Genomic DNA, 23,944 nt, shown 5'->3' with positions numbered 1-23,944 from the left:
TTTAGATTTTTTCTCCGTTGATATAAATATTTTTCGGTTTCAAACTTCCTTGATGATAAAGGATATTCTGGAAATTATCAGTTTCATATGTAATGAAATCTGCTTTCTTCCCTACTGCTAAAATCCCTCTGTCATCTAAATCCAAAGCATAAGCTGCTCGAAAAGTTATTGCCGCTAAAACTTCCGCTGTAGTCAACTTCTGATATGTCGCCAAAATCGAGGCTTGAGTAACGAGATTTCCCATTGGCGCCGAACCAGGATTCCAGTCGGTTGCAATGGCTAAAATGCCACCTTTGTCAAGAATTTTTCTTGCCGGAGCAAATGGTTCGCCCAAACCTAGACTTGCACCTGGTAAAGCAATTGCCACAGTATTTGAATTCGCCAAAAATTCAATATCTTCATCGATAGTCGCTTCCAAATGGTCAGCAGATTTTGCACCAACCTCAACAGCAATTCTTGAACTTCCAGCCGTAAATTGGTCAGCGTGAACGGTAATTTGAAAGCCTAATTCTTTAGCTTTCAAAAGGAAATTTTTGCTTTCTTTTAGCTGAAATGCAGATTTTTCAATAAAAATATCAACACGGTTAGCAAGGTTTTTTTCTCTTACTTTTGGTAGAATTTCATCCAAAATATAATTTAGATATTCTTCCGAGGTTCCTTCAAAATCTCTTGGCTTGAGGTGAGCTGACAAACAAGTTGGAACTAATGTAGCTTTTGTTAAACCTTGAGCTTTGTTGATTGCTCGTAACATTTTTAGTTCTTCATCAACATTTAATCCGTAACCGCTTTTAATTTCGATGGTTGTGATGCCTTGATTTAGTAAAATATTGGTGCGTTCAAGAATTCCATTAACCAAATCATCTTCCGAAGCTTGTCTTGTATGTTGAACGGAACTCCAAATTCCACCGCCGGATTCGGCAATTTCGAGGTAAGTTTTACCTGCATTTCTCATCGCAAAATCGTTAGCTCGATTTCCTCCGAAACAAATATGTGTATGCGCATCCACAAAAGCCGGAAGTGCAATTTGCTCACTTTCAATCAAATCAATTTCAGAATTTGGAAATTTTTGTTTTAAAGAATCGAAATTGTTGACGTCTAAAATTTTTCCATTTTCTGTTAAAATTCCGCCATTGGGAATTATTTCTAAAGATTCGTCTTGTAATTTTCCCTTCAGTGGAAGATTATTGAGTGTAATGATTTGCTTGAATGGACCTGTTAACTTCATATATAATCTTGAATCGTAAAATTAAAAAAAGAGATGCAATTGCATCTCTTTTTATTTAAAAAATCTCTCTTCCTATCTTCAGAATATTATCGCTTTTCCCCATCGAGTAAAAGTGTAGAACAGGAATTCCAAAATCCAACAATTCCTTACTCTGGTTAATTGCCCATTCTATTCCGACTTCGCGAACGTCGTTGTTGGTTTTACATTTTAAAACTTCGTTAATCAAAGCTTCCGGTAAATCGATTTTGAAAACCTGAGGCAACATTTGCAAATGCGTTTTGGTAGCAATTGGTTTGATTCCCGGGATAATCGGAACATCAATACCAATTTCTCTGGCTTGTTTTACGAATTCAAAGAATTTTTGATTATCAAAAAACATTTGAGTGACAATATAATCTGCTCCAGCTTCTACTTTTTTCTTCAACATCTGAAGATCATAATTCATAGATGGTGCCTCAATATGCTTTTCAGGATAACCCGCAACACCAATGCAGAAACTATTATCAACGTCCGATTCTATTTTACCGTGAAGATATTCCCCAATTCCCAAATCATGAATCTGCTTCACTAAATCCGAAGCATATTTGTGTCCTCCAACAGAAGGTTCAAAATATTTTTCTCCTTTCATCGCATCACCTCGTAAAGCAACAATGTTATTAATTCCCAAATACATACAATCCACCAAAAGATATTCGGTTTCTTCTTTGGTAAATCCGCCACAAAGAACGTGCGGAACGGTATCAACATTATATTTATTCTGAATTGCCGAACAAATTCCTAAAGTTCCAGGACGCATTCTTGTGATTTTTCGCTCCATCAAACCGTTTCCTCTTTCCAGAAAAATATATTCTTCCCGAGAAGTGGTAACGTCTATAAATGGCGGTTTGAACTCCATCAGCGGGTCTATATTTTTATATAAATCAGCAATTCCAACGCCTTTTTGCGGAGGAACAATCTCAAATGAGAAAAGCGTTTTGCCGTTGGCGTTTTTTATATGGTCAGTAATTTTCATTCAATAATTTTAAATAATATTAATCCGCCAAATTCGGAGCAAGCCATTTTCTGGCATAATCCAATTCAACATTTTTTCTTTCAGCGAAATCTTTCAATTGGTCTTCATCGATTTTTCCAACCCCAAAATATTTTGATTTTTCATTTCCAAAATAATAACCAGAAACCGCCGCTGTTGGCCACATTGCCAAACTTTCAGTCAAAGTCACTCCAATATTTTCTTCGACTTTTAATAAACCCCAAATGGTCAGTTTTTCCAAATGGTCAGGACAAGCCGGATAACCTGGAGCAGGACGAATTCCCAAATATTTTTCTTTGATTAATTCCTCGTTATCCAGAGTTTCATTTTCAGAATAGCCCCAATATTCGGTTCGGACTTTTTTATGAAGATATTCTGCGAAGGCTTCTGCAAAACGGTCTGCCAAGGCTTTTACCATAATGGCGTTGTAATCGTCGTTTTGTTCTTCGTACTCTTTTGCCAATTCATCGGCTCCAAAACCTGTACAAACACAGAAAACACCAAAATAATCCTGTTTTCCAGAATTTTCAGGCGCAATAAAATCACTTAAAGCAAAATATTCTTTTCCTTCTGATTTTTTATGTTGTTGACGAAGGGTTCTAAAAGTCGAAATCACATTCTGATTGTCATCATAAACCAAAATATCGTCCTGTTCATTTGCATTCGCTGGAAAAATTCCGAAAATTCCTTTTGCTCCAAAACTCTTTTCTTTAAGAATTTTCTTGAGCATTGTCTGTGCTTCATTGAACAAAATCGTTGCCTGTTCTCCAACAACATTATCAGTCAGAATTTCTGGGAATTTTCCAAACAATTGCCAGCTTCTGAAAAACGGCGACCAGTCAATAAAATCAACTAATTCATCCAAATTTTGGTCTTCAATAATTGTAATTCCTAATTTTTTAGGAGTCGGAATATTTTCATTTTCCCAATCGATTTTGAATTTCTTTTCACGAGCTTCTGCAATCGGAACATATTCTTTGTCAACTTGGCGATTTAGGAATTTCTCACGGAATTCGTCATAATCTTTTTTCAATTCCAAAGAATAAACGCTGGATTTTTCTTTATTCAAAAGAGAACTTACAACACCAACCGCTCTGGAAGCATCATTTACGTGAACTACGGTATTTGTATATTTCGGCGCAATCTTCACAGCAGTATGTGCTTTAGAAGTTGTTGCACCACCAATTAATAAGGGGAAATCAAGATTTCTTCTTTCCAGTTCAGAAGCTAAATGAACCATCTCATCCAGACTTGGTGTAATCAATCCGCTTAATCCAATCACATCCACTTTTTCATCAATCGCAGTCTGAATAATTTTCTCAGCAGGAACCATCACGCCTAAATCCACAATCTCATAATTATTACAACCCAAAACTACGCTGACAATATTTTTTCCAATATCGTGAACATCGCCTTTTACCGTTGCCATCAGGATTTTCCCATTGGATTTTTGAGTTTGGTCTTTCTCTGCTTCGATGAAAGGCTGAAGATATGCAACAGCTCTTTTCATTACTCTCGCAGATTTTACAACTTGAGGCAAAAACATTTTTCCGCTTCCGAAAAGGTCGCCGACAACACCCATTCCTGTCATTAGATTAATTTCTATAACGTGAAGTGGTTTTTCAGATGCCAATCTTGCCTCTTCTGTATCTTCCTCGATAAAACGGTCGATTCCTTTGACTAAAGAATGTGTAATCCTGTCTTGCAAAGGCATTTCTCGCCAAGACAAATCTTCAACTTTTTCTTTTTTGGTCGATTTTACTCTTTCAGAATAATCCAGCAATTTCTCTGTTGCATCATCTTTTCTGTCGAGCATCACATCTTCTACCAATTCCAACAAATCTTTCGGAATCTCGTCATAAACTTCCAACATTGTCGGGTTTACGATTCCCATATTCATTCCGGCTTTTATCGCGTGATAAAGGAAAACGGAATGCATCGCTTCTCTCACCGAATCATTTCCACGGAACGAAAAAGAAACATTGGAAACACCTCCACTCACGGAAGCGTTTGGAAGATTGGTACGAACCCAGCGAGTCGCTTCGATAAAATCGATGGCATTTTTGCGGTGTTCATCCATACCTGTCGCAACAGGAAAAATATTCAAATCGAAAATAATATCTTCTGAAGGAAAACCGACTTGGTTAACCAGAATATCATAACTACGCTGGCAAATCTCAAGTCTTCTTTCATAATTATCAGCCTGCCCAACTTCATCAAAAGCCATAATAATTGCCGCTGCGCCATATCTTTTGATGACTTTTGCGTGATTGATGAACTCTTCTTCGCCTTCTTTTAAACTGATGGAATTAACAACAGGTTTTCCTTGAACGACTTGCAAACCAGCTTCCAATATTTCCCATTTTGATGAATCTATCATAATTGGAATTCTGGCAATATCAGGTTCTGAAGCAATCAAATTAAGGAATTTTACCATTGCATATTTTCCGTCCAAAAGTCCGTCGTCCATATTGACGTCAAGAATCTGAGCACCGCCTTCAACCTGATTTCTGGCAATATCGAGTGCTTCAGAATATTTTTCTTCTTTGATTAATCGAAGAAATTTTTTGGAACCAGCAACATTGGTTCTCTCTCCAACATTGATAAAGTTGGATTCGGGCGTTATGATTAAAGGTTCTAGACCTGATAATTTCAAGTATTTCATAATTATAATGTATCAAAATGAAAATACATCAATCTAACAATTTCAATAACTGTTAAATCGATGCATTTTTAAATTGACCAATTTTTCTAGGTTCGTAGTTATTTGCCAAATCAGCAATTGCTTTGATATGTTCTGGCGTTGTTCCACAACAACCACCAATAATATTGATGAGACTTTTTTCCAAATATTCTTTCACTTGCTCTGCCATTTGCTCAGCCGTTTCGTCGTATTGTCCAAAAGCATTGGGTAAACCAGCATTTGGGTAAGCGGAAATTCCGAAGTCTGATTGAGACGAAATTGCTTCCAAATAAGGTGTCAATTGTTTTGCACCCAAAGCACAGTTGAATCCAACGCTCAACAAATTAAGATGAGAAACAGAAATCAAAAATGCTTCCGCAGTTTGTCCGCTCAATGTTCTTCCAGAAGCATCTGTAATGGTTCCGGAAACCATAATTGGAATCTCGATTCCTCTTTCTTCCTGAATTTCGTCAATGGCAAAAAGCGCCGCTTTTGCATTCAAAGTGTCGAAAATAGTTTCTACCAAAAGAATGTCTGAACCGCCGTCTAGCAAAGCTTCACATTGTTGTTTATAAGCTAAGCGCAATTCTTCAAAAGTAATAGCTCTGTAACCTGGGTCATTCACATCTGGACTTAAACTCGCAGTTCTGTTGGTTGGTCCGATTGAACCGGCAACAAATCTTGGTTTGTTAGGATTCTGAGCAGTGAAATCATCGCAGACTTTTCTGGCTATTTTTGCAGATTCGTAGTTCAATTCATAAACTAAATCTTCCATAAAATAATCTGCCATTGCAATGGTAGTTCCAGAAAAAGTATTAGTTTCTAAAATGTCTGCTCCAGCTTCCAGATATTTTCTGTGAACTTCGGCAATGGCTTCTGGTTGGGTAAGCGACAACAAATCGTTGTTTCCTTTTACAGGGTGTTCCCAATCTTTGAAACGCTCGCCACGGTAATCTTCTTCCTCGAATTTGTAACGCTGAAGCATTGTTCCCATTGCGCCGTCGAGAATTAATATTCTTTCGGAAAGTGCTTTATATAATTGTTCTAAATTTTTCATTCTTTTTATTTTTTCATCATTGAATTAATCCAAAGCTTGTTTCAAATCGTTGATAATGTCATCTACATTTTCCAATCCTACCGAGCAACGCACCAATCCTGCGGTGATTCCAACCTCGTTTCGTTCGTCATCGGAAAGCTTGGAATGTGTTGTAGAAGCGGGATGCGTGACAATTGTCCGCGTATCGCCGAGGTTTGCGGAAAGGGAACACATTTTGATTCGGTTGAGAAAATTGCGTCCGCCTTCGATGCCGTTTTTGACTTCAAAAGCGACGATATTTCCACCTAATTTCATTTGTTTTTTGGCGATTTCGTAGCTTGGATGAGATTTTAGGAAAGGATATTTTACCAATTCTACATTCGGGTGGTTTTCCAGAAACTCGGCTACTTTAAGCGCATTTTCGCAATGTTTCTCGACACGAATCGCCAAAGTTTCCAGACTCTTGCTCAACACCCAGGCGTTGAATGGCGACATCGCTGGACCTGTGTTTCTTGCGAAAAGGTAAATCTCACGAATCAAATCGGCTTTTCCAACGGCAACGCCACCGAGCACACGACCCTGGCCATCAATGAGTTTCGTTGCGGAATGTACGACAATATCTGCGCCGTATTTAATCGGCTGTTGCAAGTAAGGTGTTGCGAAACAGTTGTCTACAACCAAAATCAGATTGTGTTTTTTGGCAATTTGTCCGAAGTAGTCTAAATCTAATATTTCGATTGCCGGATTTGTCGGGGTTTCCAAGTACAGGATTTTTGTATTCGGTTTGATGTATTTTTCAACATTCTCAGCGTCTTCTGCTTTGAAGTAAGTGGTTTCGATATTCCATTTTGGAAAATATTTTGTGAATAAGGTGTGCGTAGAACCGAAAACCGACTGACAGCTAACGATGTGGTCGCCAGCGTCAAGCAAAGCTGCAAATGTGGAATAAATTGCGGCCATTCCCGTCGCAAAAGCGTAACCGGATTCTGCGCCTTCCATTTTCACGATTTTATCCACGAATTCTGTGACGTTCGGGTTGCTGAAACGGCTGTAAAGATTCTTGTCTTTTTCCTCCGCAAAGCTTGCGCGCATATCTTCTGCATCTTCGAAAACAAAGCTCGAAGTGAGGTATAAAGGCGTGGAATGCTCGTCAAACTGAGTTCTTTCGGTTTGGGTTCTGATGGCTAATGTTTCGAAATTTTGATTTTCCATTTCTATATTTTCCGTAGGTTTTATTTACGGTTGTTTGTTGTTGTTTTTGTCTCGTTCCATAGGTTTCACCTACGGCTACTGATATTGAATCCTTCGGATTCGTTGATTATTTTGTTTCGCTCAATCTTAAAATATCTCCAAAAACGCCTCGGGCAGTTACTTTGGCTCCAGCTCCTGCGCCCATAATGACGATTGGATTTTCGCCGTAACTTTCTGTGTAGATTTCGAAGATTGAATCTGAACCTTTCAATTGTCCGAGTGCGGAATTTGCTGGAACGGAGATTAGTTTCACGTCCAGTTCTCCTTTTTCTTCCTGAAGATTGCCGTGCAAATCGCCGACGTAACGTAGAACGTGGTCAGGCTTTTGGTTTTCTTTGACGCTTTGATATTCTGAATCTAATTCTTCCAATCTGGAAATGAATTCATTTTTATCAATGTCTAAAAGATTTTCTGGAACAAGATTTTGAATATTAATATCCTGAAACTCATTAATCAAATCTAATTCTCTTGCTAAAATAAGAAGTTTTCTCGCAACATCATTTCCGGATAGATCTTCGCGTGGGTCTGGTTCTGTAAAACCTTTCTCCATCGCTTCTCGGATGACAACAGAATATTTGTCATTTCGAAGGGAGAAATTATTGAAAACATAACTTAAGGTTCCGGAAAAAACACCTTTGATTCTGGTGATATTTTCGCCTGAAAGATGGAGAAGTTTTATCGTGTCAATTAAAGGTAAACCTGCACCAACGTTGGTTTCATAAAGATATTTCTTTTTGTTTTTTTCTAATAATTTTCTGAAATCGCGGTATTCTGAAATTGGTAAAGTATTGTAAATTTTGTTTGAACCTACAACATCAAAACCATTTTCTACAAAAGTTGGATAATGTTTTACAAAATCTTTGCTCGCTGTATTGTCCACCATTACAAGGTTTTCCAAGTGATGTTCTTTGGCGAACTCAACTAATCTTTCTATACTGGAATCTGTTTGGGAAAATTTGATTTTCTGTCTCCAGTCACTTCCGAAACCGGTTTGGTTGAAAGCAATTTTCTTGGAATTGGCAATCGCTACGATTTTCAAATCCACTCTTTTTCTTTTCAGAATATCGTAAGCTGAATCTAAAATTTGCTCTACCAAAGTTCCGCCGACATTTCCGTGTCCAATCAAAGCGAGGTGAACGGTTTTTGGTTTTCCGTAGATTTCGGTTTCGATGATGTTTTTGGTGATTTCGGTTTGGTTTTCGGTCACCACAATGTTCACTCTTCCAGCAGAAGCGATTTGACTTAATAATAAAGGAAAAATCTTGTTGCGTTGAAGTTCCGATAAAATCTTATTGTAATTATCCGAAACAAAACCGATAACGCTCAAATTATCAATGCTATAAATATTGCTGACGTGACCTTCCTTCGCTTCCTTCTCAAATTCTTTTTTCAGAAACTTGACCGCATCTTCTGCATCCACTTCATCTACAAGAACAGAAATTCCGTTTTCTATCGCTTGTTGGGAAATAACGCCAACGCTGATTCCGCCTTCATTTAAAGCTTGGAAGATGCGTGAATCCACACCGATTTGTCCGAGGAAATTTTTTCCTTCGAAGTTGACCAAAGCTTTGTTTCTATAAATATTAATTGTGTTCTTGTCTGTCATCAGTTCAAAAATAGAGGTGTTAAAATTGTGTTCAGTTGTTCGTATTCCATCAGGAAAGCATCGTGTCCATGGATGGATTTGATTTCGTGGTACTGAACGTTTTTGTTTTTATGTTTTAAAAAATCGTAAGTGTTTTTAATCTCAAAAGCCGGATAAAAAAGGTCTGAGTCAACCGAAACCAAATGGATTTCTGCATTGATATTTTCCAGTTCATTTTCCTTCCCATTGATATTCATCAGAAGATGATTAACGAGTTTGTATGCTTTTAAACTAAATCTTTCGTTTAATCGGTTTCCGTGGAAATTGAGCCAGTCGTGGGATTTCAAAATCTGCTTTTCACTATCGGTTTCTCTTTTGAATCTTGAGTTGAGAGATTGGGGTGTTCTGTAACATAACATTGCGTGAACTCTGGCTTTTTCCAATGGTTTTTCTTCCGATTCCAAAAGATATTTTTGAACCAAGCATTGAGAATGCAACCAATCCGAGGTTTTGAAATCTGTTGCAATAGGAATAAATCTCTCTGCTAAATTATTTTCCAAAGCGAGCATTTCCCAACCAATAGAACCGCCAACCGAACCGCCAACCAAAGCGAAAAGTTTTTCAATTTTCAGAAGTTTTAACCCTTCGATGAAAATTTTGGCGATATCTTGAACGATAAAGTTTTCGTAATCATCAATGAAATAGCCGTCGAAACCGTTTCCTGGAATGTTGAAACAAATTATTGTAAATTGGTTTGTGTCGATAACTTTTCCCTCTCCGACCAAGGTTTTCCACCAGCCGTTTTCTCCTGCAACGTCAGAATTTCCTGTCAAAGCGTGGTTTATCAGAATGATAGGAGCAGAATACAGTTCTTTTCCAAAAAGCTGATAGCTTAATGGAATATCATAAACCTTTCCGACTTGTGTCGTGAAATGTAATGTCTGAAGATGTTGTAACTTATTTTCCAATTTTATCTGATAAAAAATTGAAAATGCTACAGGAAATGTAGAATAAATGTTTGGTTATCTTTTCCGTCTATGCGGATAGAATTTAGCACCTTCTTCGTTTCCGAAGGGTTGCCAAGGTTTCACAGAGTCTAATCTCTCCACCTTTCTCGATAACATTTTCAATATGTAAATGAACAATTCTGACTGCAAATATACTTCACAATGTTCACTTTTTCCAAATTTCGGTTGAAAATTCTAAAATAAATATTTGTTAAGAATAAATTTTCTCGGAACTTGCGTATAGTATTTGTAGTTAAAATTTCTTTTTACAATCAATTATGGAAATCAATCTTAATAAACAAGTCGCCATCGTAACGGGTTCCAGCAGCGGAATCGGGAAAGGAATAGCAATCAGTCTGGCAAAATCCGGCGCAATCACTATAGTTAATCATTCATCTGAAAATTCTCGAACAGAAGCGGAAGACACTTTGAAAACCATTGAGGAAAATGGTGGTGAAGGTTTTATTATTCAATGTGATGTGAGCAAGGAAGACCAGGTTCAGGAAATGTTCAAAACCACGATTGAAAAATATGGAACTGTAGATATTCTTATAAATAATGCTGGTTTGCAACAAGATGCGGCTTTTATTGATATGACTTTGGCGCAATGGCAAAAAGTAATTGACGTGAATCTTACAGGTCATTTTCTGTGCTCAAGAGAAGCTATTAGAGAATTTTTGAAACGTGGAATGAATGACAAATCGAAAGCTTTGGGGAAAATCATTAATATCAGCAGTGTTCACGAGACGATTCCGTGGGCTGGACACGCAAATTATGCTTCTAGTAAAGGTGCATTGAGAATGCTGATGCAAACTTTAGCGCAGGAATATGGAAAGCAAAAAATCCGTGTGAATAATATTTGTCCGGGCGCCATCCAAACGCCAATCAATAAATCTGCTTGGGATAATGAAAAATCTTTGGATGCGCTGATGACGCTGATTCCGTACGATAGAATCGGGCAACCGGAAGACATTGGAAATTTAGCCGTATTTTTGGCGAGTGATTATTCGGATTACATTACGGGAGCGAGTATTTATGTGGATGGTGGAATGACGACGTTGGAAAGTTTTGCGGATAACGGGTAATTTGGTTGTTGGTTGTTGGTTGACTGTTGTTAGTTGATGGTTTTTGTAATTTTAAAAACTTGATAGAATGACAAATCTTCAACATAGCCCCGATGGGAACGGCATCCTTTTTTTGCTTTTGGGGAAGTTTTCTTTGGATTACCAATCGTCTAAGCAAAAAAAGATATAGTGGACAGCGGGTTGGACAGTTCGAACAAAAGTCGAAACGTGATGCTCCTAAATTAAAAACGAATAATTATCCAAAAAATAATTAGAAACATATGAACGAGGAAGAAAAATTGAGGAATCCGCGTTGGAAGAAATGGGGACCTTATGTGAGCCATCGCCAATGGGGAAATGTGCGGGAGGATTACAGCACCAACGGCGATGCGTGGGGATTTACAGGCCACGATACAGCAGAAGCTTGGTCTTACAGATGGGCTGAGGAAGGCATCGCAGGCATCTCGGATGAGAAGCAACAGATGTGTTTCGCCTTCTCCTTTTGGAACAAAAAAGATATTAGAATTAAAGAACGTTTTTTCGGACTGAGCAATTATCAGGGAAATCACGGGGAAGATATAAAGGAGATTTTTTACTATTTGGACAACACGCCGTCTCACAGCTATATGAAGATGGTTTACAAATATCCAATCAATGAATTTCCATACGAGGAGCTCATCAGCGTGAATGGTCAGCGTTCCAAAAATGAGATGGAATATGAACTGATTGACACAGGAATTTTTGATAACGATGAATATTTCGATATTTTCATTGAGTATGCAAAGGCTGGCGAAGATGATTTTTTAATCAGGATTGATATTCATAACCGAAGCGATAAACCAGCCCCAATTGTTGTTTTGCCAACGGTTTGGTACCGAAATAATTGGGTTTGGGGGTACAATGATTATAAAGCGAATCTTGGTTTTTCTAAGCAAGGTGAAATTGATATTCATCACGATAGTCTGAGCATCAAGAAGTTATATTCCAGAAACAGAAATGTGGACGCTTTGTTTTGTGAAAATGAAACGAACAGAGCAAGACTTTTCAATCTTCCTAAAACAGAAGGTTTTTTCAAAGACGGTATCAATCAATATATTACGAAAGGTTTAGACACCATTAATCCTAAGAAAACCGGAACTAAAGCGTCTTTGCATTGCGAAGAAATCGTGGAAGCGCACAGCAACAAGGTTTTCGAGTTCCGATTGTCTCCGCATATTATGGAGGATGCGTTTTGGGATTTTGATGAAATCATCAATCACAGAAAGCAGGATTCGGATAATTTCTATGCGAACATCCAGAAAGATATTGAAAACGAGGACGAAAGAAACGTTCAAAGACAGGCTTTTGCAGGTTTGCTTTGGAACAAACAGTTCTATCATTACAATGTTGGAAAATGGCTGAAAGGAGACCCAAATTTCCCGATTCAAAGAAAAGGTTTTGTACGAAACAGCGATTGGGAACATCTTCATAATAAAGACATTATTTCGATGCCCGACAAATGGGAATATCCTTGGTATGCGACTTGGGATTTGGCGTTTCATTGCGTTAGTTTTTGCGTGATTGATTCGGAATTTGCTAAAGACCAGTTGATTACATTGACGAAAGAATGGTATATGCATCCAAATGGACAAATGCCAGCTTACGAATGGAACTTCGATGATGTGAATCCGCCTGTTCACGCGTGGGCAACTTTCAGGGTTTTTAAAATCGATGAAAAAAATAATGGGAAACCGGATTTGGCTTTTCTGGAAAGGGTTTTTTAAAAAATTATTACTGAATTTCACCTGGTGGGTTAACCGAAAAGATTACAACGGAAACAACCTTTTTGGAGGCGGATTCCTGGGTCTTGATAATATTGGAGCGTTTGACCGGAATATGGAATTCAATGAAGGTGAACATCTGGAACAAGCCGACGGAACCAGCTGGATGGCGATGTATTCACTGAATATGATGAGGATTGCGATGGAACTCGCCACATATAATCCGGTCTATGAGGATATGGCCATCAAGTTTTTTGAACACTACCTTTATATCGCAGAAGCGATGGAAAATATTGGTGACGGCAAACAAGGACTTTGGAATGAGGAAGACGGGTTTTTCTACGATGTGCTTCAGCTTTCCAATGGAGACAGTGTGAGTTTGAAACTTCGAAGCATCGTTGGATTGATTCCGATGTTTGCGGTAGAAGTGGTAGAACACACTATGTTAGAGAAATTGCCACAGTTCAAAAAACGAATGGAATGGATTCTCAAAAACAAACAAGACCTTACGAAACTCGTTTCCCAATGGTATGTGGAAGGCGAAGGAAACAAACATCTTTTGAGTATTCTTAGAAAAACAAGACTGACCAAAGTTTTGACAAGATTGGTTGATGAATCTGAATTTTTGAGTGATTACGGAATCCGTGCGATGTCTAAAGTTTATGAAGAAAATCCTTTCCGATTTACCGTTCATGACCAGGAACACGTGGTTTATTACACGCCTGCAGAAAGTGACAGCCGAATGTTTGGTGGCAACAGTAACTGGCGCGGACCAATTTGGTTTCCTATTAATTTCTTGATTGTAGAAAGTCTGCAACGTTTTCATTTCTTTTTTGGCGATGCTTTGACGATTGAATATCCAAAAGGAAGTGGTGTTCAGAAGAATCTGGAAGAAGTTTCCAAAGACATCAGCGACAGACTTTGTGGTATTTTTCTGAAAGATGAGAATGGAAACAGAGCATTCAACGGTGGCGTGGATAAATTCAATAACGACCCGCATTTCAAGGATTACATTATGTTCTTCGAATATTTCCACGGCGACAATGGCCGAGGCGTTGGTGCTTCCCATCAAACCGGATGGACTTCTACGGTTGCAAAGTTGATTCAGCCGAGGTTGACGCATAAATAGAATTATAAAAAAGAAACCTTATCAGATTTTGATAAGGTTTTTTATTGATTTTCAACTTGTTGCTTCACATTTTCCAAAGCTTGTTTTGTACAATAAGTTTGATAAGGAATTGAAAATATTGGCGCCAATAATTTTGAGAATATATTTCCAGGTATTGAAAATGTATGAATTTTGAAAATGATTTTTTGATTCAATTTTTCAATTGTAAATGTTGAAATTCCTTTTTCTACGTGATCTTCCAACGTTTCGTAACTGAAACCTTTTTTATTTTCTTCATTAATGATCTCTTTGATTCTGACTCCGAAAATTATCTTCTGTGAAAAAGATTTTATTGGTGGTAAGAAAACTTGTTGAAGAATTGTATCGCCAACTTTCATTTCTCGATTTTCATCGTTCCATTGAGTTGTGAAAATCAAAATATTGCTTGGGAAAATATTATAATCGATAAGAAATTCTAAATCAATTTCATCAATAGTCTTTCCTGTATCAATCGATATTTGAGTGATTTTTTCGACCAGTTTAGATTTATCATAAATCATCACATTTTTAGATTTCAAATCTTCTAAATGCTTTTTGAATTTATTTTTCTGATTTGATAAATAAACTTTCATCGAAAAAACTATTCTACAATTTCACCATTCACGCTGACTTCATAAGTGATTTCAACATTTGGCTCAAGCGTTTTGGAAACCGAGCAATATTTTTCGAAAGATAATTCAGCTGCTTTTTTTGCTTTTTTTGGGTCAATTTCACCTTCTAGGAAAAACTTTACTTTGATAGATTTGAAAGGTTTTGCTTCATCTACCTGAACTCTTTCACCTTCCACTTCCGCTTTGAAATCTGTAATTGTCTGACGTTGTTTTTTCAGAATCGAAACTACATCAATCCCGCTACAGCCAGCAACCGCCATCAGAACCGATTGCATTGGAGAAACTCCTTTTGCATTTGGTAAAGTCGTATTGTCTAGTAAGATAGAATTTCCTTGTTCGTTGGAACATTCAAACAAAAAATCATCATTGATTCTATTAAGTGTAATTTTCATTATGTTAAATTAAAATCAAAATTACAAAATCATAAAACAGCATCGGTTAATTTCATTCGCTATTTTAATATATTTGACAAAACTTTTAATCCTGTAAAATGAGAGCTTTTTTATTGATAATTTCTTTATTGATCAGCAATGTCGCTTTTTCACAATCCGAAACAACCAAAACCTCAACATTAGCAGATTCAAAAGCAGAATTCCCCGGCGGGCAAGATGCCTTCCGCAAAGAATTTATGAAAATGGTTCACGCTTATGTTGATATTACGGCTTACGCTGTGAACGGAAAATTTTCTTTTATCATTACCATTGACGAAAAAGGGAAAATGAGCGAGATGAAAATCTATCCAAAAGTCAGAAACGATGAAGAATTCAAACAGGATATGAATTTTGCGATGAAACGTATTAAGAAAAAATGGAAACCGGCAATCACAAATGGTGTTCCTGTGAGCTCTAATATTATTTTTGATATCAATTTTACGTCTGAACATTCTAATGAGGAGTATTAAAATTATGAAAAAAAATTATCTATTTCTGTTGTTACTACCGAATTTATTTTATTCCCAAACTTTAGATGAATATCCAAAAGGCCAAACTTTCTATAAAGATGGAATAGTAAATTTTTACAAAGAAGCTCACGAATTTTTGGTAAAAACCAATGCAAAAGAATGTGATTCAAAGGAAATTTATGTTCCAAGAATTTTGGTTACTGCAGAAGCAAAAGTAAAAGTAGTGCAGGACAACGATACTCTTAACATCTCCAAAAACAAATGTGCATATAATCTGGCAATGTCTATTCTAAAAGGTTTACATAATTGGAGTCCAGCAGAAGTAAAAGGGGGAAAATTTGGAGCAATTACAGATTTCGTTTTTTATCCCAAAGATTTAATGAGCAATTACAATGAGAATTATAAAGCCAGCGATTACATCACTAACGCAAAATATTCTAAAGGAAAGACACAATTTGATAAAGACTTTCATGATAATTTTATGGCATTATTTCAAGATTATCACATCAATGGAGATATCAATATAGAATTTTACATCAATGAAATTGGAGAAATAATCAATGCTAGAATTTATCCGCAAATCGATAATAAAGATTTCAATAAAGACTTTTTCCGTGCATTAAAAAGAATAAACAAAAAATGGGTTCCCGCTTTATATTCTAATCTTCCCATTAAACAAAGAATGGCTTTCCCTTTGAATTTTTCTATAAATTTCAATTCACCAAATCCTAATGATAATTATTAAAATTAATAATTATCATTTACTTTTACACTTTATACTCCTGCCATTCTGTCACAATATTTTGTATCTTTGCAGACTTAAACAGTTCTAAGTTTTAGGTTCAAAGTTCATTTAACATTGGATTTTTAAAATACTGAGCTTTAAATATAAATGTAGTGCAGGAAAAATATATAGACGAGACCAAACAAGGAGAAGCCTTCGCCATAGCAGAAAGACCTGGAAATGGGAAAAAACTATTTTTGGAAAGTTATGGCTGCCAGATGAACTTCTCTGATTCCGAGATTGTTGCATCCATTCTTAATGAACAAGGTTATAATACGACTTTGAAGGTAGAAGAAGCGGATTTAATTCTTTTAAATACTTGTTCCATCCGTGAAAAAGCTGAGCAAACCGTGAGAATGCGTCTGGCTCAATTCAAGAATCTTAAAAAAGAACGCCCCAATATGACCGTTGGTGTTCTTGGTTGTATGGCAGAAAGATTGAAAACCAAATTTTTAGATGAGGAACAACTCGTGGATTTGGTAGTTGGTCCGGATGCTTACAGAGACCTTCCAAATCTTCTTAAAGAAACCGATGACGGAAGAGACGCCATCAACGTAATTCTCTCAAAAGAAGAAACTTATGCAGACATCAATCCTGTTCGTTTAGGCGGAAACGGCGTTACAGCTTTTGTTACAATTACAAGAGGTTGTGATAATATGTGCACTTTCTGTGTTGTTCCGTTCACAAGAGGTCGTGAAAGAAGCCGTGACCCACATTCTATTATAGAAGAATGCGTTGACCTTTGGAATAATGGTTACAAAGAGATTACATTGCTTGGACAAAACGTGGATTCTTACCTTTGGTATGGAGGTGGTCCTAAAAAAGATTTTGCAAAAGCATCCGAAATGCAAAAATTGACAGCTGTGAATTTTGCTCAATTGATGGAAATGGTTGCGAATGCAGTCCCTAATATGAGAATCAGATTCTCGACTTCCAATCCTCAGGATATGAGTCTGGATGTTTTCCGAGTGATGGCAAAACATAACAATATTTGCAAATATGTTCATTTACCGGTTCAAAGTGGAAGTGATAGAATTCTTGACCTGATGAATCGTCAACACACGCGTCAGGAATATTTGGATTTAATCAGACAAGCTAAAGAAATCGTTCCGGACATTTCTTTTTCACAAGATATGATTATCGGATTCTGTACAGAAACAGAGGAAGACCATCAAGATACATTATCATTAATGAGAGAAGTGGAATACGATTACGGATATATGTTCGCTTATTCTGAAAGACCGGGAACGCCTGCTCACAAAAAGATGGAAGACGACATTCCTGCTGATGTCAAGCAAAGACGTTTAGCGGAAGTGATCGCTTTACAAGGCGAATTGTCCAAAAAAAGAATGGCTTCATATGTTGGTAGAGTTCACGAAATCTTGATTGAAGGTGTTTCTAAAAAGAACAAAAACCAATGGAAAGGTAGAAATTCCCAGAATGCAGTTTGTGTTTTCGATATGTTGGAAGGACAAAAAATTGGTGACATTGTTTCCGTTTTCGTCCACGGGAATACGCAAGGAACGCTTTTGGGAGAAACAGTTTTGTAAATTTCTAGAACACAAATGAAAAGACTGGTTTTAATTTTCTTATTTCTAACATTATCCTTGAGCATCTCTGCGCAAATGGGTAATGAAAAGTGGAATGAGGACATAAAATACCTACAAAGCAATCTTACCAATAAGCATTACAATCTTTTTGCACTCCGTTCTGAAGCGGATTTCACAAAAGAACTTAATAATATTATTGCTAAATCGAATAATCTTACTGATTTTCAAGTTGCTTTGAAGGTACAACAAGCTCTTGCAAAACAAGGCGATACGCACACCAATTTGTCATTTAAAAAGTTCATTGATAAAAATGAAATCTTGCCTTTGGGTTTGTATTTCTTTGGGAATGATATACACATTACACTTACAACTTCTGAAAATAAAGAATTGATGGGTGGAAAAATATTGGCTGTTAATGATTTTGATATTAAAACAATTACAGATAGTTTATCTACGCTTTTTCCTAATGAAAACTCAGGGATTTTCAGAAATCGTATTCCGGAGATTTTACCTCTTAATCAAGTTCTCAGAAACTTTGGCTTTTCCAAAACCGATGCTGTAAAGATAAAATATGAAAAGGATGGAAAAATAGCTGAAAAAACCGTTTTTCCATCTATAATAACAAAGGAAAACCGAGTAAAAACCACTCCAAAAACCTTGACTTTCGTTCAGGAAAACAAGAAGAAATATTTCGAGAAAAAATATTTTGACCAAGAGAAAATCCTGTATGTACTTTACAATGTTTGTACAACCAACGAAAAGCGTAATTCGTCTTCTGAGAATCCGTTGAGTTTTGAAGAATTTGAAGATTCGGTTTTTAAAATCATCAAGGATAATAAAGTCGATAAGCTGATTTTTGATATGCGTCAAAATGGTGGCGGAAGCTCAAAACAAGGTCGAGAATTTGTTAAAAAACTGTCTCAGAATCGTGACATTAATAAAAAAGGTCATCTTTTTGTGGTTTTGGGTCGTGATACTTTTTCTTCTGCAATATTGAACGCAACAGATTTCCAAGACGAAACCAAAGCAATATTCGTAGGAGAAGAAACTTCGGGGAAACCAAATCATTATGGAGAAATCCAAAGTTTTGAATTACCAAATTCCAAGCTAAAATTGACTTACTCCACTTATTATTTCATCAGAACAAAAAAGAAAAATGTCAACACCATAAAACCGGATTATCTTGTAGAAACATCCTTTAATGATTATGTTAATGGTATAGACCCCGTTTTTGAATTTATAAAAAGTTATCATTAATTTTTGAAAAATCTTTTATACATATTTTTTCTTCTACCAGTACTTTTCAGTTGTCAATCTGAGAAAAGAGTAACCATTTATCCGAATAAAGTTGGAGATATTGTTTTTGATAAAAACATAGACAGTCCAGATTTCAAAAGATGTATGGACAAAGATTATGGAATTCAGTATTACAGTATTAACAATTCAGGCGGTCTTCCATATGAAGGCGAAAAATTCGCAATCATTCAAGAATTAGAAAAATTAAATCTTTCTTCTTCTAAAAAAACAAATGGCTACATTACCATTCGATTTGTAATCAATTGTGAAGGAAAAACAGGACTATTCCGCGTTCAGCAGATGAATGAAAATTATTTGGAAGAAAATTTGGATAAAGATTTTTCCGTGAAGCTTTTAAACTTTACCAAATCTTTAAACGGTTGGACTCCCAAAGAAAGTCGAGGAATAAAATTAGATTATTACCAATATTTAACCTACAAAATTACCAATGGAAAGGTTTCAGAAATATTACCTTAGTTTAATTTTCCTTGCGATATATTCTCAGATTTCCGCACAGGCTAATTGCAATATTTTCACAGAAGAAAATTGCAGGAAAGCCTGTGAAATTTCCAATCAAGCAGGAGAATACCAAGGACTTTCTTTGTCACAATTAGCATTTGACAAAGCCATAGAAATTTGTCCAACTTACGACAATGCTTATTTTGAAAAATCTGTTCCTTATCTCAAAAACGGAGATTTCATCACTTGGAAAGCTCTGATTGACAAAGCAGTGGAGCTTAATCCTAAAGAACATTTGGGATATCGTGCTTGGTGTGGATATCAGTTTCTGAGAGATTACAAAGGCGCGATTCAGGATTTTGATGAGCTTGAAAAATATTATCCTGATAATTTAGGATATTCCAAAAACGGAGATTACAACTTATATGTCGTAAAAGCAATCTGTTACAGTGCTATCAATCAAAAAGATAAAGCAATTCAAATTTTAGAAAATCTTTTTAAAACTAAGGATTATCATTTTGGACTTTACGATTATTATCAATTAGGCGTTACTTATTTTGAAACTGGGAAATACGATAAAGCCTTAGAAAATTTTGAAAAACAAAGCAAAGTTTACGATTTTGCAGAAAATATATATTTTAGAAGCAAAGTTTCTAAAATCAGGAACAAAGATTATTTGGATTTGAAAAGTTTAGCCTTAAAGTCCTACGACGAAGGTAAAACAATGAAAGATGCTTACACCCATCACTTCAACAAGATTTACAGAGTTCAAATCACTGAACTGTAGACTCAATTTTAAAATTCAAAATCAAAAATCCTCCGATTTCTAAATACAGATTTCGGACAAAAAATTAAAAAAATGGCAGACTTACAATCCATAAAAGCACGTTTCGGAATCATTGGGAATTTTCCCGCTTTGAACCGCGCTTTAGAAAAATCTATACAAGTAGCACCTACAGATATTTCCGTTCTCGTAATTGGGGAAAGTGGTGTTGGTAAGGAATTTATACCGAAAATTATACATTCAGAATCCAGAAGAAAACACCAGCCTTACATTGTCGTAAACTGTGGTGCAATCCCAGAAGGAACAATTGATTCAGAATTGTTTGGGCACGAAAAAGGCGCTTTTACTGGCGCAACTTCTACGAGAAAAGGTTATTTCGAAGTAGCAGATGGTGGAACAATTTTCCTTGACGAAGTTGGAGAATTACCTTTACAAACTCAGGTTCGTCTTTTGAGAGTTTTGGAAAGTGGAGAATTTATGAAAGTTGGTTCATCCCAAGTTCAAAAAACGAATGTAAGAATCGTGGCTGCAACGAATGTCAATATGATGAAAGCTATCCAAGATGGACGTTTCCGTGAAGATTTGTATTATCGTTTGAACACGGTTCAGATTGATATGCCAGCTTTGCGAGAAAGAAAAGGCGACATTCATTTGTTATTCAGAAAGTTTGCGATAGATTTTGCTGAGAAATACAGAATGCCGGAATTGAGATTAACAGACGATGCTGTTGCCTATCTCGAAAATTATGCATTTCCAGGAAACGTTCGTCAGCTGAGAAATTTGGTAGAGCAAATGACAGTTGTGGAGCAAAACCGCGAAGTTAATTCTGTAAAATTAGCCGAATATATCCCGTTGAATGCTAATCTTCCAGCTGTTGTTCAAAAAGGTGGCGGCGGAAGTTCCAGCTCAGATTTCGGTTCGGAGAGAGAAATTATGTACAAAGTTCTCTTTGATATGAGAAACGACATCAATGATTTAAAATCCTTAACTTCGGAACTTATTAAAAGTAGAGGAAGTTCTGACCTTAGTTCTCAGGAAAAAAATCTGATTAACAGGATTTATACGCCGGAATCAGCTCAGAGTGCAAACCCGAATTCTTTGCTTTACTTCGAAAATAATAACAATAATCAAAGTCAGATTCATCATCCAACGATTATTTCTGAGGACGAAGACCATCATTATAACGATGTAGAAGATATTGAGATTGAGGAAGCAAGACCAGAATCTTTATCACTTCAAAACAACGAAAAAGATTTGATTATCAAAGCCTTGGAGAAGCACAAAGGAAGAAGAAACAAAGCTGCGGACGAATTGGGAATTTCGCAAAGAACACTTTACAGAAAAATAAAACAATATAATCTAGAAGAGTAATGGTCAGAAGTCAGAAATCAGAAGTCAGAAGTCTGAAAAGAATTGTAATTTTTTCTCTTTTCTCTTTATTTTTAGTACTTACAAGCTGTTATAGTTTCTCAGGTTCTTCTTTGAGAGAAGATATGAAAACTATAAAAATCAATATGTTTCCGAACAATGCGGCCAATAATCTCCCAAGTTTAAGTCAGGATTTTACGGTAGCTTTGCAAAATCGTTTTCTTCAAAGATCTGGTTTGAAAGGCGCTTTGGAAAATCCGGATTTGTTGATAGAAGGTGAAATAACAGATTATAATATCACGCCAACAAGTATTGGTGCTGCGACCACTTCTACAACTGGAAATGTAGTTCAGGCACAACAAAACAAGTTAACGATTACTGTAAAAGTACATTACGAAAACAGCAAAGATCCGACATTGAGTTTTGACAGAACTTACAGTGATGAAGCGGTTTTCAACAGTGATTTGGACTTGAACACAATAGAAACCTCACAGGTAAAAATCGTGAACGAGAGAATCATCGTCAAAATTTTCAATGATATTGTAGCCAATTGGTAAAATAATGAATACTAGAGTTTTAGAATTAATAAAGAATCCAAAAATAATCACTGAATCTGATTTGCAAATTCTGCAATCGGAGTCAGAAAAAACGCCTTATGCACAAAGTATAAGAGCGCTTTATCTTTACGGAATCAATCTTTACAAACCAGAGAATTATAAAGAAAACCTTTCTAAAACAGCAGCTTATACGACAGATAAAAAAATACTTTATCACTTCATAAATTCTGAAAAAATTTCTAAGAAAGAATTGACGTCAACATCAATTGCATCAGAAGAAAAAACTGAAAATCAATCAACTAACTACAAAATAACGAAAGAAGCAAAACCTGCAGAATCTGAGATTATAACTGAAATTGAAAATACAGAAACGCATTCTGTTCTGAATAAATTTGATGTTGAGAAAATCATTGAAACTGAAAATGCAGAAAATTCGGAATTCATAGTTGTAGATGGCGAGAAGAATCGTTTGCTTTATGATGGCGAGGAAAATTTCTTGGACGAAAAACCTTCGGAAGTTGATTTGGAAGCTTCGAAAGAATCCGGACAACTTGTTCTAAAAGAGGAAACTGAAACTGTTGATACTCAAATCATCATCGATGAAAATCCTGCGGAAGAATCGATTTCTGAGCCGGAACATATTGAAGATATTTTGACTTTAGAAGAAACTAAAGTTGAGGAAATCGCTGTAGAACAAGAATCAGAACCGGAAGTTTCTTCTAATGACATCAGTTTTGGTGGCGCTCAGGAGTTTCTCCCCAATGTAAAATTCTCGATTCCAAAAAATCATTTAGATTACTTAAATCCTCCGAAAAAAGAAAAGCAAGAGAAAAAAACAATAGAAGAAAAACCTGCCATTAAATCAGAATTTAAAGAGACGTTTGTAGAAAATATTTCGGAAGATGATATTGATGACAGCCAAATTAGTTTTGAGAACACGCAATCTTTTGAAGTCTCTGAACCTAAAAAAGCTGGGGAAACAGATTTAAAATCAGAAAATCCAATTCAGGAAGAGACAAAAGAAACTGAAATTAATTTTGAAAATACACAGACTTTCGACATTAATGAAGATAAAACGGAAGTTGCTCAGGTTGAAATCAAACCAAAAATTACTGAAACAAAAATCGAAGCTGAACAACCAGTTTCTGAATGGAAACCAATGTCTTTCTCTGCAAATACGCCAGATGCTTTGATTGGTAAAAGTAAACCTGATGAAAGAGAAATTCCGAAAATCATTACAAAAGTTGATGTTGCTCCAAAGCCGGAAATAGTTGAAGAAGTTGAAATTCAACCAGAAATCATTGCAGAAGAAATTCTAGTAGAGGAAAATAAAACTGAGATTTCTGAAGAAGAAAGACCAATTTTAAACGTTTCGTTCTTTGGAAATGATGTTTCTAAAATCGAGAAGAAAAAAGAAATTATCCCAATTCCTGAAACAATTGAAACAAAAGAAGTTCCTGAAAGTAATGTCGGAACATTCATCAATACTTGGCAAAGTTGGTTAAAAATCGAGAGACCAGCACAAACAGAAGAAATTGCTAAAGTCAAAGAAAAAATCATCGATAATTTCATAGAAACTAATCCAAAAATCTCGCAACTGAAAGAGGAAAGCAACTATGTTGTGAAGGAAAAGAAAGACGATATTTCTCATTTGATGACGGAAACTCTGGCAAAGTTATATACAGAGCAAAAATTATATTCTAAAGCTATAAAAGCTTACGAAATACTTTCTGAAAAACATCCGGATAGAAAAGATTACTTCGAAGAAAAAATCGAAGAGATAAAAGAAATCAGAAAATCATAAAACCAAAAGTCCCGAAAATTC

Annotated in this window: 19 protein-coding genes, 1 pseudogene and 1 riboswitch; of the genes and pseudogenes, 11 read left to right on the top strand and 9 right to left on the bottom strand. The window is 36.1% G+C overall.

Annotated features, from left to right (window positions below):
- Position 1 precedes the first annotated feature (1 nt).
- The 7 genes from hutI to BUR19_RS14530 form a co-directional block, all read right to left on the bottom strand.
- A complete protein-coding gene (hutI, locus tag BUR19_RS14560; RefSeq protein ID WP_074236172.1) occupies positions 2-1,225 on the bottom strand; it encodes an imidazolonepropionase in 1,224 nt (407 codons plus the stop codon).
- Positions 1,226-1,280: 55 nt separating this feature from the next.
- Positions 1,281-2,237, bottom strand: a complete 957-nt coding sequence (metF, locus tag BUR19_RS14555) for a methylenetetrahydrofolate reductase [NAD(P)H] (protein ID WP_074236171.1) — start codon at positions 2,235-2,237, stop codon at positions 1,281-1,283.
- 19 nt (positions 2,238-2,256) lie between these two features.
- Positions 2,257-4,920 (bottom strand): methionine synthase, encoded by a 2,664-nt coding sequence (metH, locus tag BUR19_RS14550; RefSeq protein ID WP_074236170.1) that lies wholly within the window; start codon positions 4,918-4,920, stop codon positions 2,257-2,259.
- A gap of 52 nt (positions 4,921-4,972) precedes the next feature.
- Positions 4,973-5,995 (bottom strand): homocysteine S-methyltransferase family protein, encoded by a 1,023-nt coding sequence (locus tag BUR19_RS14545; protein ID WP_074236169.1) that lies wholly within the window; start codon positions 5,993-5,995, stop codon positions 4,973-4,975.
- A 24-nt stretch (positions 5,996-6,019) separates the two neighbouring features.
- Positions 6,020-7,186, bottom strand: a complete 1,167-nt coding sequence (locus BUR19_RS14540; protein WP_074236168.1) for an O-succinylhomoserine sulfhydrylase — start codon at positions 7,184-7,186, stop codon at positions 6,020-6,022.
- A gap of 106 nt (positions 7,187-7,292) precedes the next feature.
- Positions 7,293-8,831, bottom strand: coding sequence for an ACT domain-containing protein (locus BUR19_RS14535; RefSeq protein ID WP_074236167.1), 1,539 nt, complete (start codon positions 8,829-8,831; stop codon positions 7,293-7,295).
- The gene (locus tag BUR19_RS14530) at positions 8,831-9,778 is read right to left on the bottom strand and encodes an alpha/beta fold hydrolase (protein WP_074236166.1); all 948 of its coding nucleotides are present in this window, start codon (positions 9,776-9,778) and stop codon (positions 8,831-8,833) included. Before BUR19_RS14530 ends, BUR19_RS14535 begins: the two co-directional genes overlap by 1 nt.
- 51 nt (positions 9,779-9,829) lie before the next feature.
- Positions 9,830-9,934: riboswitch (SAM riboswitch) on the bottom strand.
- 161 nt (positions 9,935-10,095) lie between these two features.
- Here BUR19_RS14530 and BUR19_RS14525 point away from each other — a divergent pair.
- Together BUR19_RS14525 and BUR19_RS14520 are read left to right on the top strand one after the other, a co-directional pair.
- Positions 10,096-10,902: a glucose 1-dehydrogenase gene (locus BUR19_RS14525; RefSeq protein WP_074236165.1), complete on the top strand. Its 807-nt coding sequence runs from the start codon at positions 10,096-10,098 to the stop codon at positions 10,900-10,902.
- A gap of 260 nt (positions 10,903-11,162) precedes the next feature.
- Positions 11,163-13,770 (top strand): annotated as a pseudogene (locus BUR19_RS14520) (MGH1-like glycoside hydrolase domain-containing protein).
- Between the two features lie 41 nt (positions 13,771-13,811).
- Here the strand turns inward: BUR19_RS14520 and BUR19_RS14515 are convergent.
- Positions 13,812-14,381, bottom strand: a complete 570-nt coding sequence (locus BUR19_RS14515) for a DUF1990 family protein (protein WP_221407793.1) — start codon at positions 14,379-14,381, stop codon at positions 13,812-13,814.
- An 8-nt stretch (positions 14,382-14,389) separates the two neighbouring features.
- The gene (locus tag BUR19_RS14510; protein ID WP_074236164.1) at positions 14,390-14,812 is read right to left on the bottom strand and encodes an OsmC family protein; all 423 of its coding nucleotides are present in this window, start codon (positions 14,810-14,812) and stop codon (positions 14,390-14,392) included.
- A gap of 98 nt (positions 14,813-14,910) precedes the next feature.
- Here BUR19_RS14510 and BUR19_RS14505 point away from each other — a divergent pair, with 98 nt between their 5' ends.
- The 9 genes from BUR19_RS14505 (at position 14,911) to BUR19_RS14465 (ending at position 23,923) form a co-directional block, all read left to right on the top strand.
- Positions 14,911-15,321, top strand: a complete 411-nt coding sequence (locus BUR19_RS14505; RefSeq protein ID WP_074236163.1) for an energy transducer TonB — start codon at positions 14,911-14,913, stop codon at positions 15,319-15,321.
- A gap of 4 nt (positions 15,322-15,325) precedes the next feature.
- On the top strand, positions 15,326-16,066 hold the full coding sequence (locus tag BUR19_RS14500; protein ID WP_139297363.1) for a hypothetical protein: 741 nt from the start codon (positions 15,326-15,328) through the stop codon (positions 16,064-16,066).
- Between the two features lie 152 nt (positions 16,067-16,218).
- The gene (miaB, locus tag BUR19_RS14495; RefSeq protein WP_074236161.1) at positions 16,219-17,655 is read left to right on the top strand and encodes a tRNA (N6-isopentenyl adenosine(37)-C2)-methylthiotransferase MiaB; all 1,437 of its coding nucleotides are present in this window, start codon (positions 16,219-16,221) and stop codon (positions 17,653-17,655) included.
- 15 nt (positions 17,656-17,670) lie between these two features.
- Positions 17,671-18,912, top strand: coding sequence for a S41 family peptidase (locus BUR19_RS14490; RefSeq protein ID WP_074236160.1), 1,242 nt, complete (start codon positions 17,671-17,673; stop codon positions 18,910-18,912).
- Between the two features lie 3 nt (positions 18,913-18,915).
- On the top strand, positions 18,916-19,428 hold the full coding sequence (locus tag BUR19_RS14485; protein WP_074236159.1) for a hypothetical protein: 513 nt from the start codon (positions 18,916-18,918) through the stop codon (positions 19,426-19,428).
- Complete coding sequence (locus tag BUR19_RS14480) at positions 19,400-20,197, top strand: tetratricopeptide repeat protein (RefSeq protein ID WP_074236158.1); 798 nt, start codon at positions 19,400-19,402, stop codon at positions 20,195-20,197. Before BUR19_RS14485 ends, BUR19_RS14480 begins: the two co-directional genes overlap by 29 nt.
- A 72-nt stretch (positions 20,198-20,269) precedes the next feature.
- Entirely contained in the window at positions 20,270-21,565 is a 1,296-nt protein-coding gene (locus BUR19_RS14475) for a sigma-54 interaction domain-containing protein (RefSeq protein ID WP_074236157.1), read from the top strand.
- The gene (locus tag BUR19_RS14470; RefSeq protein ID WP_074236156.1) at positions 21,565-22,119 is read left to right on the top strand and encodes an LptE family protein; all 555 of its coding nucleotides are present in this window, start codon (positions 21,565-21,567) and stop codon (positions 22,117-22,119) included. Before BUR19_RS14475 ends, BUR19_RS14470 begins: the two co-directional genes overlap by 1 nt.
- A gap of 4 nt (positions 22,120-22,123) precedes the next feature.
- Entirely contained in the window at positions 22,124-23,923 is a 1,800-nt protein-coding gene (locus tag BUR19_RS14465; RefSeq protein ID WP_074236155.1) for a hypothetical protein, read from the top strand.
- Positions 23,924-23,944: the final 21 nt, after the last annotated feature.

Source organism: Epilithonimonas zeae (assembly GCF_900141765.1).
GTDB lineage: Bacteria > Bacteroidota > Bacteroidia > Flavobacteriales > Weeksellaceae > Epilithonimonas > Epilithonimonas zeae.
Note: the sequence above shows the minus strand (reverse complement) of the source record. Positions and strands in the feature narration are given on the sequence as shown.

Excerpts from the sequence above, each read along its gene's own strand:
- metF (WP_074236171.1), bottom strand. The coding sequence starts at position 2,237 with ATGAAAATTACTGACCATATAAAAAACGCCAACGGCAAAACGCTTTTC.
- BUR19_RS14490 (WP_074236160.1), top strand. The coding sequence starts at position 17,671 with ATGAAAAGACTGGTTTTAATTTTCTTATTTCTAACATTATCCTTGAGC.
- BUR19_RS14500 (WP_139297363.1), top strand. The coding sequence starts at position 15,326 with ATGAAAAAAAATTATCTATTTCTGTTGTTACTACCGAATTTATTTTAT.
- BUR19_RS14470 (WP_074236156.1), top strand. The coding sequence starts at position 21,565 with ATGGTCAGAAGTCAGAAATCAGAAGTCAGAAGTCTGAAAAGAATTGTA.
- BUR19_RS14475 (WP_074236157.1), top strand. The coding sequence starts at position 20,270 with ATGGCAGACTTACAATCCATAAAAGCACGTTTCGGAATCATTGGGAAT.
- BUR19_RS14505 (WP_074236163.1), top strand. The coding sequence starts at position 14,911 with ATGAGAGCTTTTTTATTGATAATTTCTTTATTGATCAGCAATGTCGCT.
- hutI (WP_074236172.1), bottom strand. The coding sequence starts at position 1,225 with ATGAAGTTAACAGGTCCATTCAAGCAAATCATTACACTCAATAATCTT.
- BUR19_RS14480 (WP_074236158.1), top strand. The coding sequence starts at position 19,400 with ATGGAAAGGTTTCAGAAATATTACCTTAGTTTAATTTTCCTTGCGATA.
- metH (WP_074236170.1), bottom strand. The coding sequence starts at position 4,920 with ATGAAATACTTGAAATTATCAGGTCTAGAACCTTTAATCATAACGCCC.
- BUR19_RS14510 (WP_074236164.1), bottom strand. The coding sequence starts at position 14,812 with ATGAAAATTACACTTAATAGAATCAATGATGATTTTTTGTTTGAATGT.
- BUR19_RS14525 (WP_074236165.1), top strand. The coding sequence starts at position 10,096 with ATGGAAATCAATCTTAATAAACAAGTCGCCATCGTAACGGGTTCCAGC.
- BUR19_RS14515 (WP_221407793.1), bottom strand. The coding sequence starts at position 14,381 with ATGAAAGTTTATTTATCAAATCAGAAAAATAAATTCAAAAAGCATTTA.
- BUR19_RS14540 (WP_074236168.1), bottom strand. The coding sequence starts at position 7,186 with ATGGAAAATCAAAATTTCGAAACATTAGCCATCAGAACCCAAACCGAA.
- BUR19_RS14545 (WP_074236169.1), bottom strand. The coding sequence starts at position 5,995 with ATGAAAAATTTAGAACAATTATATAAAGCACTTTCCGAAAGAATATTA.
- BUR19_RS14535 (WP_074236167.1), bottom strand. The coding sequence starts at position 8,831 with ATGACAGACAAGAACACAATTAATATTTATAGAAACAAAGCTTTGGTC.
- BUR19_RS14465 (WP_074236155.1), top strand. The coding sequence starts at position 22,124 with ATGAATACTAGAGTTTTAGAATTAATAAAGAATCCAAAAATAATCACT.